The organism is Bartonella doshiae NCTC 12862 = ATCC 700133 (assembly GCF_000278155.1).
GTDB lineage: Bacteria > Pseudomonadota > Alphaproteobacteria > Rhizobiales > Rhizobiaceae > Bartonella > Bartonella doshiae.
The window spans coordinates 155,307-168,247 of record NZ_JH725095.1; the positions used below are offsets into that span (position 1 = coordinate 155,307).

The 12,941-nt window shown below is 35.2% G+C and carries 8 protein-coding genes and 1 pseudogene; 6 read left to right on the forward strand and 3 right to left on the reverse strand.

The window, feature by feature from the left end:
- The first annotated feature begins 562 nt into the window (after positions 1–562).
- From MCS_RS08910 to MCS_RS03680, 6 genes and pseudogenes are all read left to right on the forward strand, one after another.
- Positions 563–1,279: pseudogene (locus tag MCS_RS08910) on the forward strand (2OG-Fe dioxygenase family protein).
- Complete coding sequence (locus MCS_RS03660; protein ID WP_004855783.1) at positions 1,276–2,268, forward strand: C-terminal binding protein; 993 nt, start codon at positions 1,276–1,278, stop codon at positions 2,266–2,268. Before MCS_RS08910 ends, MCS_RS03660 begins: the two are co-directional and overlap by 4 nt.
- The gene (locus tag MCS_RS03665; protein WP_004855784.1) at positions 2,258–2,866 is read left to right on the forward strand and encodes a fumarylacetoacetate hydrolase family protein; all 609 of its coding nucleotides are present in this window, start codon (positions 2,258–2,260) and stop codon (positions 2,864–2,866) included. The genes MCS_RS03660 and MCS_RS03665 overlap by 11 nt, the downstream gene beginning before the upstream one ends.
- Positions 2,863–3,495, forward strand: coding sequence for a LysE family translocator (locus MCS_RS03670; protein ID WP_004855786.1), 633 nt, complete (start codon positions 2,863–2,865; stop codon positions 3,493–3,495). The genes MCS_RS03665 and MCS_RS03670 overlap by 4 nt, the downstream gene beginning before the upstream one ends.
- A 979-nt stretch (positions 3,496–4,474) precedes the next feature.
- Positions 4,475–5,863: an amino acid permease gene (locus tag MCS_RS03675; RefSeq protein ID WP_004855787.1), complete on the forward strand. Its 1,389-nt coding sequence runs from the start codon at positions 4,475–4,477 to the stop codon at positions 5,861–5,863.
- A 977-nt stretch (positions 5,864–6,840) separates the two neighbouring features.
- The gene (locus MCS_RS03680) at positions 6,841–8,247 is read left to right on the forward strand and encodes an amino acid permease (RefSeq protein WP_004855790.1); all 1,407 of its coding nucleotides are present in this window, start codon (positions 6,841–6,843) and stop codon (positions 8,245–8,247) included.
- Positions 8,248–8,344: 97 nt separating this feature from the next.
- Here the strand turns inward: MCS_RS03680 and ilvC are convergent, their stop codons facing one another.
- The 3 genes from ilvC to MCS_RS03695 form a co-directional block, all read right to left on the reverse strand.
- Positions 8,345–9,364, reverse strand: a complete 1,020-nt coding sequence (ilvC, locus tag MCS_RS03685) for a ketol-acid reductoisomerase (RefSeq protein ID WP_004855793.1) — start codon at positions 9,362–9,364, stop codon at positions 8,345–8,347.
- A 667-nt stretch (positions 9,365–10,031) separates the two neighbouring features.
- Positions 10,032–10,766, reverse strand: coding sequence for a pyridoxine 5'-phosphate synthase (locus MCS_RS03690; RefSeq protein WP_004855795.1), 735 nt, complete (start codon positions 10,764–10,766; stop codon positions 10,032–10,034).
- An 81-nt stretch (positions 10,767–10,847) separates the two neighbouring features.
- Positions 10,848–11,969: an ATP-dependent DNA helicase gene (locus MCS_RS03695; protein ID WP_004855798.1), complete on the reverse strand. Its 1,122-nt coding sequence runs from the start codon at positions 11,967–11,969 to the stop codon at positions 10,848–10,850.
- Between the last annotated feature and the right edge of the window lie 972 nt (positions 11,970–12,941).

Sequence of the window (12,941 nt, forward strand, 5' to 3'; positions counted from 1 at the left end):
GCTTTTTAAGGTGCGGGATACATAAATAAAAGATTGGAAATAAGATTTTCTAACAAACCTCTACAAAACCCATACAACTTGTCAGAAAGTTTTATATTTTGTCACAAATTTTTGTACCAATTTACTTTTTCAAAGGGTTTTAAGGAGCTCTCAAAGGAGCTTCAAAGACTTTATTAAAGCTTTCTGCCTTTTTTGGCACCAAATTTTGATTCCCACAAATTTTTATACTTTTTGTTGTCAACAATATAATTTGATAAACAGCGCATTTAATGATAAAAAATACATAGAAACAATAAATCATAACCTATTCCTACCTCATCCCATTTGTTCCCCCTTATTACAAACCGAGTATCAAACTACACCTATGTGTACTAGCTTAAAAAGAAAAATGCAGTATGCCATGTCACATATACATTACAAACAACCTGTGCATAAAAAAGCTATTGTTTGATATAGGCTTGTTTTGCTCTCAAAAATGACACTTACAAAAAATTAACATATAACATATGTTATATGTTAAAAGTTAGAATCAAAATTAGTTAATATCGCAAAGGGGGATTGTGTGTTTGCAAACATAGATAAGGTTGTTGAGGAATTAAGACAAAATAAATTTGCCCATATTTCTCCTGAAAAAATCAATATCAGAGCTCATGAAATAACTGACTTAGCCCAACTGAAGAGAAGCTGGGACTATTTACCAATTGATCCTTACATGAAAAAAGGTGACTCCTACAGGAGAAGATGCTTTGGAAAATTTATCGTCGATATAGCCAATAAAACAATAGATTTTGTAGAAGATAATTGTTTTTTTCAGAGCTCTGAAATAAACAATTATGCAGGTGGGATTGAAAGAAAACTACCAAAAATATCAGACGCAATATCATCAAATATTATATTGCACAAAATCATTAAAAACACGCTCAATACTTTTTTGATATATAAAAATAAAGAAAGCAAAGTGTGGGATGTTTTTGTACATCAATTCCGCATTGAATCAAAAAAAGGAATACAAGGAAATCCCACCTGAAGGCATTCATAAAGATGGTCATACATTCATCAGTATGCACATGATTGGCAGACACAATATCAGAGGTGGCACATCCTATATCTATGATGAAAACAGAAAAAAATAAAAGAGATCGTTTTGAAAGGAAACTTAGAGAGCATACTGCTGGATGATATGGAAATGTACCATTCAGCCTCTGCAATTTCGTCAATAAATGATGAAAAAGGTTTCAGGGATTTAATGGTTATCGATTATAGAGAAAGAATCCAATGAAAATTGCGATAACCGATAGAATAACTGAAATAAGTGAATTTGAAAAACCACTGACTGACTTGGGTGCTGAGTTTTATTTTTTCAATACTTTAAATGAAGAAGACTTTCCTACTGAAATTCTGGAAGATATTGATGCTCTCTTGATCTGGCATGCAAAAATAACAGAGAAAACAGCCAAGAAATTGCGTAAATGTAAAATAGCCGTACGCTTTGGTATCGGTTATGACCAAGTAGATTATAAAGCACTTAGAAAGCATGGCGTTGAATTTGCTAATAACCCTTCTTATTGTATAGATGAAGTGGCTGACACTGCCTTAACCATGATTTTGGAGGGTTGCAGGCAAGTCTCTAGACATAATGATTTAGCAAAAAAATATGATAAAACATGGCAAGAAAATAATTTTAAAACATTCCGTTTAAAGCATAAAACCATTGGATTGATTGGGCTAGGTAAAATAGGAAAAGCAACACTAGAACGGTTAAGGCCTTTTGGATGCAAGGTAATTGTCTATGATCCATACATTGATGAAGGTCTTGCTAAATCACTCAACTTCAAACTTCTCGAAGATATTGATTATCTTCTGGAAGAATCTGATGTGGTATCATTACACTGCCCTCTTACAAAAAAAACAACGGGAATGATTAATTCAGCATTCCTCAAAAAGATGAAGAAAAACGGTATCTTAGTGAACACAGCAAGGGGTAAAATCCTGAGTGATTTTGATTGTTTAGAAAAGCATCTAAGGGAGAATCCTGAGTTTCACGTCCTCCTTGATGTTCTCCCTATGGAGCCACCAAGGAGTCACCCTCTTATTAAAGCTTGGCGAGACAATGCTAACTGGTTGTCGTCAAGGTTGGTTATTAACCCACACAATGCATATTTTTCAGAAAGCTCACATATCGATATGAGAAAAGATATTGTTTCCACAGTGATATCTTGCCTATACAAAAAGAAAATGAAAAATTTGGTGGTTTCCTATGATAAATGACATTTACTGTGTTGGACGCAATTATGTTGAACATGTTCATGAACTAGGCAATGTTGTTGAAGATGAACCCGTTATCTTTAGCAAACCGAACAGTTCACTCGTTTTAGGAAATGAAATTTATCTCCCTGATTTTTCCAAAGAAATCCATTTTGAGACTGAAATTGTGCTCAAAATCTCAAAGGACGCTTTCATGGTCACGGAGGAAGAAGCAGAAAAATGCTATGATACCGTAGCAATAGGTCTTGATCTCACAGCGCGGGATTTGCAAACAAAACTGAAAGAAAAAAAGCTTCCTTGGCTTTTATCGAAAGGATTTAAAGGCGCTGCATACGTCTCTAACTTCATAAACAAAGAAAAAATAAACAACCCAATAACCTTTGCAATGAAGTTGAATGGCAAAACGAGGCAACTTGGTAATACGAAAAATATGATCTTTAGCTTTGAGAAAATAATATCATTCTTAAGTCACTACATTCAGCTAAGACGTGATGATATTATATATACAGGCACTCCACAGGGAGTAGGGAAACTTTCTCAGTTTGACAGAATAGAATTATATCTTGAAGATCAATTAATTTCAGAATTAGAAGTAAAATGAATCACCAAATACTCACTTTTTTTATCGTTTCATTTTTTTTAGTCATCTCACCGGGGCCGAATATGGCCCTTATCATCGATAATGCAACGAGATTGGGAAAAAAGAACGCATTTGTAAACGTTTTAGGATTGTGTACAGCAACATATGTGCATGGGGCATTTTCCATACTAGGTGTATCAGTGCTCATTCTCAACAACAAAACGCTGTTTTTTTTAGTAAAACTCATGGGTGGCAGCTATTTATTATACATGGGCTTTAAATCGATTAAATCTGGAATACACAGCTTAAATTCAAAAGAAAGAACATCAACGAATGAAAAGCATGCTACGAATGAAACAAAGCTTTTAACAAGCTACAGAGACGGTTTTCTGACACAAATACTAAACCCCAAAGTATCAATATTTTATATAGCAGCCTTCCCAAAATTTTTGTCTTCTGGCGGTGGCATTAAAAAAGGCTTTGAACTTGTAACCATACATTCCTTCAACATCTTTGCATGGTTTACTGTGATGACCATTTTTATATCATTCGCCAGCTCCGCTTTAAAAAAGCAGAGGATAAAAGGCGCGATTAATATCGCGACAGGATCAGTTTTATCTCTGTTTTCTTTTTTCATTTTCTTTGGATAACTTTATCTTATTTGACAAACTAACAAACAAATCTTTCTATGAATTTATTTGCCTATCGCTAATAATATCGGCATTCTGGGCTCGACAAAAGCTCATACTAGGATTAATTCTTCTTCATTTTTTCTGTATAATTGCACTATGAGAACCTAACGTACTTTTCGAGTTTCAATAAATTAAAATAAACATAGCAGGTTTTCAGTTCATAGCTATCTCTCATACTAATACAGATAATCCAAGTAATCCAAAACAAGATCAAAGCAATGCGATTAATTTGACCAATACCCCTCTCCGTTGAAAATGATCCTGGAATTCTTATTAAAAATCTCACTGATAGCGACATTAAAGATATGATAGATTTATCAATTGGCACAGCTAATCTTAATAATTTAAAGATCCATACGGATGTTTTTTTGAAAGAAAAAGGGAAATTTCTAGAATTCCCGTTTGCAACCTGAAGTTCTTGATTCCAATCCTAACCCTAACGCAACAATACACACTGTTGTGCCACAAATGTCCAGCTACTTGATCTACTAAACGCTCTATTCACTACGGAATCAGCCGATATTGCTAAATAAAACGTGCCTTTAGCTGACATTCGTCCGGAAATCAAAGTCTCTCTTCATTATGACATCGAAAATAACTATAGCACGTATGCACGGATAGGCTTTTCTGGAACCCTTGAGATTCCTTATAACTGTTTAAGACAGCTTAAAAATACTGCCATAATAATATTAAGTCTTCTTACTTAGCCATTTATTTCACCATCTCAGCAACAACTTACAACTTTATACTCAAATATCTGTTGTGTTGTTGTGGAGTGGAATAGATATCCTTATCAGTTCCATATTCTTTTGTTTATCCACATGAAATCATAAAAAATGTTTTTCCCCTTTACTCCTCATTTATATCATGCTTCGATACACCAGTTACTTTTTCAATGTAATTTGAATCTTAAATAATTAAAGGGAACCTCCAAAAAATGAACTATAAACAAAATTTAGAAGATGATCCTCGAAAGAAATTGCAACGGGGATTAGATAACCGTCACGTACAACTTATAGCTCTCGGTGGAGCTATTGGAACAGGCCTCTTCATGGGGTCAGGAAAAACAATTAGCGTAGCAGGGCCCTCTATTATACTCGTTTACGCTATTATCGGTTGCGCCTTATACTTCGTAATGCGTGCTATGGGAGAATTATTGCTTTCTAATTCACAATATCGGTCTCTCGTTGATTTTTCAACTGATATGCTAGGACCAGGAATTGCTTTTTTTGTTGGTTGGAGCTATTGGTTGAGCTGGGTTGTAACTGGAGCAGCAGATATTATTGCCATCATCACTTATATGCATTTTTGGTGGCCAACACTTAATCCATGGGTTGTTGTTTTTTCTTGTATTGGTTTCTTTTTAGTCTTCAATCTCTTTGCTGTAAAAATGTTCGGTGAACTTGAATTCTGGTTTGGTCTTATCAAAATTGTAGCGATTTTAGTATTAATTGTTGTAGGATTTTATATGATCATTACTGGCTTTACCTCTCCCAATGGTACTGTTGCCTCTCTGAATCATGTATGGAATGATGGAAATATATTCCCTCGGGGAATCACAGGTTTTTTTGCTGGTTTTCAAATTGCCATCTTTTCTTTTGTTGGTATAGAAATTGCCGGAACAACTGCAGCTGAAGTTAAAGACCCTAAAACAGTTCTACCAAAAGCAATTAATGCAATACCGGTTCGTATTGTATTTTTTTATATCTTTTCTCTTATTGTGATTATGTCCGTCACACCTTGGGATCAAGTTATTCCAGATAGAAGTCCCTTTGTTGAAATGTTTTGGCTTGCTGGCATTCCGATAGCTGCTGGTTTAGTGAATTTTGTTGTTCTAACATCTGCTGCCTCTTCCGCAAATAGTGGTATTTTTTCTACCAGTCGCATGATATATGGGCTTGCAACGCAAAAAGGAGCACCTCGTGTTTTGGGAAAACTTTCCAAATACCATGTCCCAGCCAACGCCCTGTTCTTTTCTTGCTTGTGTATTTTATTAGGATACACAATTACATCACTCTCCCCAAGTATCATAAGTGCTTTTACAATTGTGACCAGTATTTCAGCTATCGCATTTTTATTCGTATGGTCTGTAATTCTAGTGAGCTATATTGTGTATCGTCGCAATCGCCCCCAACTACATGCTGAATCTGTCTATAAAATGCCAGGAGGTGTTATCGCATGCTGGGCTATTTTAGCTTTTTTTGCTTTTATGCTCTATTTGTTGACATTAGAACATGATACTTTTATAGCCTTTAAATATAGTCTAGTATGGTTTGCTTTCTTAGGCATAACGTATTTTATCTTTCTAAGAAAAAAAAACAGCTAAAGATAAAGAATAAAACCTGTACATAAAAAGCATATCAAAAAAAGGGTAACTAAAGTTACCCTTTTTTATATAGAGCATTGGTTTTTTTAATAGAATCCTCTAGGGGCTTCAATAAAGTTTTTGATTAACAAAAGCACTAGCATTTATACAAAGCAGCATAAAACGGAATTTTCCCCAACTTCCTCTTGAAGCTGAAAAGCACATTAAGTAATCAAAAAATTTTCATAAGTTTTACCCAATGTGCAAATAGCTGAACAGAATTCTTGTTCACAATTTCAGAATAAAAAATTCTACTGTATTTCTCATTTCTTTTGTGCAAAAGAAAAGAAATCTCACCCGTTTATGCTACTAAATAAAAATAAATAACCGTGAACCAACCCTCCAATCCAATCAACGACATCGATATATTGAAATCAAAAATATCCTTCTGAAAATTAATAGCAGAATTTTTCTCTTTATTTCTATCCCCTACCGTAATTAGAATAGTTCATAAAGAAATTATTTCAAAATTGCTTACCGTGAATTTTTTTTAAGAAGATAACAATCCTACACTCTATCTGAAAAAATCAAAAATCCCCCCACCCACCATAACAACTAAAACGATTTGTACTTAATTATAGAGGATAAGTATAATATAAACACATTATTTCACTTCAAATTTTTTCATCCACCTATCGATAATCCTAGCGGTTTCTCACGAAGATTTAGCAGCTCAAGAGCAATTGTCTAATCAATCATAGTATGTCTTCTCATAGCCATCAAAGCTATACTTAAAACTCCGCACTCAAATTCCTGTTACGTTATTTTTCAGTAAAAGAGCACACTCCCGTTAAGTTTACATTCCTTTTCTTTGTCCACATAGAGTCATAAAAAAGCTTTCTTTCCTTTACTCTTCAGCCATATCGTGATTGGATAAGGGGGATTACCTTTTTTCAGGGTAATTTTTATCTTAAATAATTAAAGGGAACCTCTTTAAAATGAACTATAAAAAAAAATTAGAAAAAAAACCTAAAAAAAAATTGCAACGTGGACTAGATAATCGCCACATCCAACTTATAGCCCTTGGTGGAGCTATTGGAACAGGTCTTTTTATGGGATCAGGAAAAACAATTAGCGTCGCTGGTCCTTCAATCTTATTAGTTTACGCTATTATTGGTTGCGCTATATACTTCGTAATGCGTGCCATGGGAGAATTACTGCTTTCTAATACGCAGTATCGATCTTTTATTGATTTTTCAACCGATCTTCTTGGTCCAAGTGTTGGATTTTTTATCGGCTGGACGTATTGGTTATGCTGGATTGTAACCGGGACTGCTGAAATTATTGCTATTGTCAGTTATACACACTTTTGGTGGCCTGAACTCAATTCGTGGATTCCTGTTCTCATAGGTCTTCTGTCCTTTTTAATATTTAACCTCGTAGCCGTAAAATTATTTGGAGAACTCGAATTTTGGTTTGGTCTTATCAAAATCCTAGCAATTTTAGTATTAATTATTGTAGGATTTTACATGATCTTTACTGGCTTTATCTCCCCGAACGGCACCGTTGCCTCCCTTGGCAACATATGGAACGGTGGAAATATCTTTCCTCGAGGCATTACAGGATTTTTTGCCGGATTTCAAATTGTTATTTTTGCTTTTGTTGGCATAGAACTCGCTGGAACAACTGCAGCTGAAGTCAAAGAACCACAAGAAGTTTTGCCGAAAGCTGTCAATTCGATACCAATCCGCATTATTTTCTTTTATATTTTCTCTCTCATTGTAATTATGTCCGTTACCCCTTGGAATCAAATCATTCCAGAAAAAAGCCCTTTTGTAACGATGTATGCACTTATTGGTATTCCAACCGCTGCTGGTTTGATGAACTTTGTTGTTCTAACAGCTGCCGCATCTTCAGCCAATAGTGGTATTTTTTCTACCAGCCGCATGATATACGGTCTCGCAATGCAAAAGGGAGCACCTAAATTTTTAGGAAAACTTTCTAGCAACCGCGTTCCAGCCAACGCACTATCCTTCTCCTGTTTATGCATCTTATTAGGCTATGCAGTTTTATCGCTATCACCAACAGTCATAGGTGCTTTTACAATTGTGACCACAATCGCAGCAATTTTGTTTATATTTGTATGGTCTATAATTTTGATCAGCTATATTGTCTATCGTCGCAGCCGTCCTCTCCAACATGCCGTATCTCCTTATAAAATGCCTGGAGGTATTTTTATGTGTTGGATTCTTCTAATCTTTTTTGCATTCATTATTTATTTATTATCATTAGAAGAAGATACTGCAATAGCTCTCAAATATACTCCAGTGTGGTTTATCTTTTTAGGAATTGTATACTTTATTTTTGGAAAAAAGAGTTTGCAAACGCAAAAACCTGAGAAATAAAGCCTATGTATGAAAAGCATATCAAAAAAAGGGTAACTAAAGTTACCCTTTTCGTAGATAAAGCATAAGAGCTTTTTACATGGAAATTTCTATGGCTTTAATTACGCTCTTTATCAACTAAAGCGTTAGATTTTATCCAAGGCATCATAGAGCGGAGTTTTTTGCCAACTTCTTCGATAGGATGATGATCATTTAAACGCCGCATGCCTTTAAAATGAGCTGCACCAGCTTTATACTCTTGAATCCAATTTGACGTAAATTTACCCGTCTGAATATCCTTCAAAATACGCTTCATTTCTGCTTTTGTTTCATCAGTAATCACGCGTGGACCAGACATATATTCGCCCCATTCAGCCGTATTGGAAATCGAATAATTCATATTCGCAATGCCACCTTCATAGATGAGATCAACAATCAATTTAACCTCATGTAAACATTCAAAATAAGCCATTTCCGGTGCATAACCTGCTTCCGTTAGTGTTTCATAACCTGCGCGAATAAGCTCAACAAGACCACCACAAAGAACAGCTTGTTCGCCAAATAGATCAGTTTCACACTCTTCTTTAAATGTTGTTTCAATCACCCCAGCACGTCCACCACCAAGACCACATGCATAGGACAAAGCTATATCATGAGCATGTCCTGAAGCATCTTGTGCAATCGCAATCAAGCAAGGAACACCGCAACCACGTTGATATTCATTGCGCACTGTATGCCCTGGACCTTTAGGAGCAATCATCACAACATCAACTGTTTTTTTAGGCTCAATTAAACCGAAATGAATACTTAAACCATGGGCGAAAGCAATCACCGCGCCATCACGTAAATGATCATGAATATGCTCTTTATAAATATCAGCTTGCAATTCATCTGGTGTTGCCATCATAATAAGATCTCCCCACTTTGCTGCCTCAGTAACACCAACGACCTCAAAACCATCTGCAACGGCCTTTTTAACTGTTTCCGATCCAAAACGCAGAGCAATTTTTATATTTTGAACACCAGAATCTTTTAAATTTAAAGCATGTGCACGTCCCTGCGAACCATAACCAACAACAACTACTTTTTTTTCTTTTATTAAATTAACATTTGCATCACGATCATAATAAACACGCATAGAAATACTTCCTTATCTTTACATTTAAACTGAATTTCAAATTATTTTAATGCTATGAATAATCCAGCCGTTAATCATAACAATTTGACAGATAATAACCTTTAAATTTTACATAGTGCCTACAAAAACTATGTCCCCCCAAATCTTCCAAAATACCCCTGGATCCCCAAGTAGGCTCCAGCCGTAGCTCTAAAAAACAAAACAATATACAAAACAAGACTTTGAAGAGGAATAAAATTCTACTCTCCGGCACAACGCACCACTGCATCCTTAAAACTAAGATACACTACACAACCATTAAACATGAACCAAAACAGAGTAGATAGCAAGAAAAATTATAAATGACAAAATAAACATATTTGTTTTCTACATTTTAGCGTAAAAAAACATTTTATCCTTCCTCATTATAAAACAGATCATTTGTACAATACCGAATTTCTTATGCTTTATTCTATGTAAACTTTAGAAATTTTTAGATACACTTATTGAACATATCTCTTTCTGAAAACTTTCTAGAAAATCTGTATGAATTTTATCACTTCTTATTAAATCTACCGATTAATACCTACTTCTTTAAAAATACACTTCAGAAATTAACTAGAGTTTTCCCCTCCACAAGCTTAAAACAATAAAATTTACCACTAATCCTTTTAAATTGAATAAAGAGTTATACTAATAGCCGCGTAAAACGTTGAACAGTTTCACGCATTCCATATTCTAATGCATCAGCAATAAGTCCATGACCAATAGAAACTTCATCAAGCCAAGGAATGTAATTAAGAAGAGCAGGCAGATTAGAAATTGTCAAATCATGCCCTGCATTGACACCTAATTGCAGCTCTTTGGCCCTTTTGGCTGCTAAAACAAGCTTATTGAGCTCTTTATCTTGCTTTTCCTTATCATTAAACGCACCACCATATGGCCCAGTATAAAATTCCACACGATCAGCACCAATCGCTTTAGCAATATCAAGACTAGAGACAATAGGATCAGCAAATAATGATACACGAATTTTCTTTTCTTTCAACCGCTTAACAATAGGTGCTAAAAATTGCATATCATGCACAAAATCCCAACCATGATCAGATGTTGACTGAGCTGGATCGTCAGGTACAAGAGTAATCTGATCAGCATATTTTTCTGCTACATCTAAAAACTGTTCACTTGGATAACCTTCAATATTAAACTCAGCAGAAGGAAATGTGCTATTAATTAAACGATGTATATCTGGCAAATCAGAAAAACGAATATGTCGTTCATCAGGGCGTGGATGAACAGTTAAACCTGCTGCTCCAGCAGCAAGTGCTATATGCCCAATATTCGTGATACTTGGCCACGGAAGATTACGTCGATTACGCAAAACAGCAACAGCATTAAGATTAACCGAAAGTTTTACCGCCATGCACACTCCTATTTTTGTCTATAACTCTTAAAGCAAGAAAAAAGATACATTCACCAACATAATCCTAAAAAATAAAATTTTTTATCGAACAATCATTAAACGTTCTGCTGCACGCGTAATTCCCGTATAAAGCCAGCGCGCATACATATCACGAAATGCAAAACTTTCATCAAACAAAACGACATTATTCCATTGAGAACCTTGCGCCTTATGAACCGTTAATGCATACCCATAATCAAAATCATCATATCGCTTTTTTAATTGCCATGAAATTTCCTGATCAGGATTTTCAAATGCTGCTTTTAACAGTTTAATCTTTGCTACCCCACGCTCACTTTCTTCTGGTTTTACAAGAAGATTAATACTTGGTTTAACAGTCTCCTTCTGTGAAGTCATAACCTTCCATAAAGAGCCATTCAACAAACCTTTAGTAGGATCATTTCGCAAACACACCAGCTTATCTCCTGCTTGCGGATAATCTGCTGTAAATCCTTTTAACACACGCAAACGCTGATTATAGAGGTAGCGCGTACGATTAATCCCTACCAATACCTGATCAGCATCCAAAACCAATTGTTGATTAACCTCTTTACGTGTAACAACGCGAGCTTCTCCATAGTCACCATAAGCAATATCGCGTCCTTCACGCACATCCATAGCAAGACGTATAATCGGATTATCCCGCGCTTGCCGATGAATTTCTGAAAGAAGAAAATCTGGTTCTCCGTTAGAAAAAAATCCTCCACCCGATATAGGAGGCAATTGACCTGGATCACCCAGAACAAGAATTGGCGTCCGAAAGCTCATTAAATCACGTGCCAATTTTTCATCTACCATCGAACATTCATCAACAATAATGAGTTTAGCTTGTGCAGCCGCACTCCTCCGATTTAATGTAAATGTTGGAGCAATAGACTTCTTTCCCGTAATTTCATCGGAAACTTCTTCTTCCCCACGCGGACAATAAATCAACGAATGAATAGTACAAGCATTACTGGCGCCTTTAGAGCGCAAAACCTGTGCCGCTTTACCTGTAAAAGCAGCAAACTGAACAGAACCATCAACTGTTTCAGCAAAATAGCGTGCCAGCGTTGTCTTACCCGTCCCCGCATAGCCAAAGAGGCGAAAAAGTGGAGAACGGCCCTCTTTCAACCACGCAGCAACAGCCTTCAATGCATTATCCTGTTCCGGTGAAAATTGCATGGCTTACCAACATAAGATTTGCATAAAAAGAGCAGTATTTTGAAAAAAACCAACTATCAAGAAAAACTTTTTTATTAAGAATTGCTGATACACGCCCATCTAACAACTTTCGTAGCACAATTATCAATTATTTACCCATTACTTTTTCAAGATATTGTAAAAATCTAAATTTTATCTATACATCGATCTTCTTGGTAACACCTTATACTCATCAAATAAAATATCATTTTTTACAACAGTAACACCAACAATGGAATATGCATATCTTAAATTTAAAATAATACCTATATACGCTTTTTCTAACCAAAATTTAGAATGAGAAAAAAAGCATTGCAATTGCAAAACCTTCGCTAGAAAAAATGTCCTTAACAGGATAAGAATAATGTAATTTTATGAATACTATTTTACACAATCACTCAGCTTTCTTGCACATAAAAATAAAGTACATCCACTATTACGAAATAATCATTAAATATATCAAAAACCTTTTGGCAGAAATAGAAATAGCTCTCAACAAAACTACTTAATCCTATGATGATACACCTATAAATTTCCTATCTCCCTCTTATCATGATTTTAATAAATTTACTCTTCATGCTACAAATAAGTTATATCTCAACGAACAAAGAGAGACATCACGCTTATACGAAGCACGCTTTATCTCGCACAAATATGTAGCTTTTTCTGTTCCGACAATAAAATCTGGTTCGTAAATATGGCCTTCTTGGTAGTTTATTATAAGAAAATTGGGACATGCTTTCAGTCCAGCGTAGCACTTCAGGTCCGTCCTCTAGAATATGAGAAAAGTGCAATTCTCCATCTACTGTATCAAACTTTTTCTTTTTGTCGCAATGTTTTAAAGTTTATAAAAACTAACGGATTAATGCTATTCTTATTCTAGAAATAACAATGACATCAAGGGGTATAATTTGTTAATAGACTTGGCGTTATGTCAAAATATCAGCAATGAGA

Bases quoted from the DNA above. Each gene is read 5' to 3' on its own strand.
- MCS_RS03670 (WP_004855786.1), top strand. From the start codon at position 2,863: ATGAATCACCAAATACTCACTTTTTTTATCGTTTCATTTTTTTTAGTC.
- MCS_RS03690 (WP_004855795.1), bottom strand. From the start codon at position 10,766: ATGGCGGTAAAACTTTCGGTTAATCTTAATGCTGTTGCTGTTTTGCGT.
- MCS_RS03665 (WP_004855784.1), top strand. From the start codon at position 2,258: ATGATAAATGACATTTACTGTGTTGGACGCAATTATGTTGAACATGTT.
- ilvC (WP_004855793.1), bottom strand. From the start codon at position 9,364: ATGCGTGTTTATTATGATCGTGATGCAAATGTTAATTTAATAAAAGAA.
- MCS_RS03660 (WP_004855783.1), top strand. From the start codon at position 1,276: ATGAAAATTGCGATAACCGATAGAATAACTGAAATAAGTGAATTTGAA.
- MCS_RS03680 (WP_004855790.1), top strand. From the start codon at position 6,841: ATGAACTATAAAAAAAAATTAGAAAAAAAACCTAAAAAAAAATTGCAA.
- MCS_RS03675 (WP_004855787.1), top strand. From the start codon at position 4,475: ATGAACTATAAACAAAATTTAGAAGATGATCCTCGAAAGAAATTGCAA.
- MCS_RS03695 (WP_004855798.1), bottom strand. From the start codon at position 11,969: ATGCAATTTTCACCGGAACAGGATAATGCATTGAAGGCTGTTGCTGCG.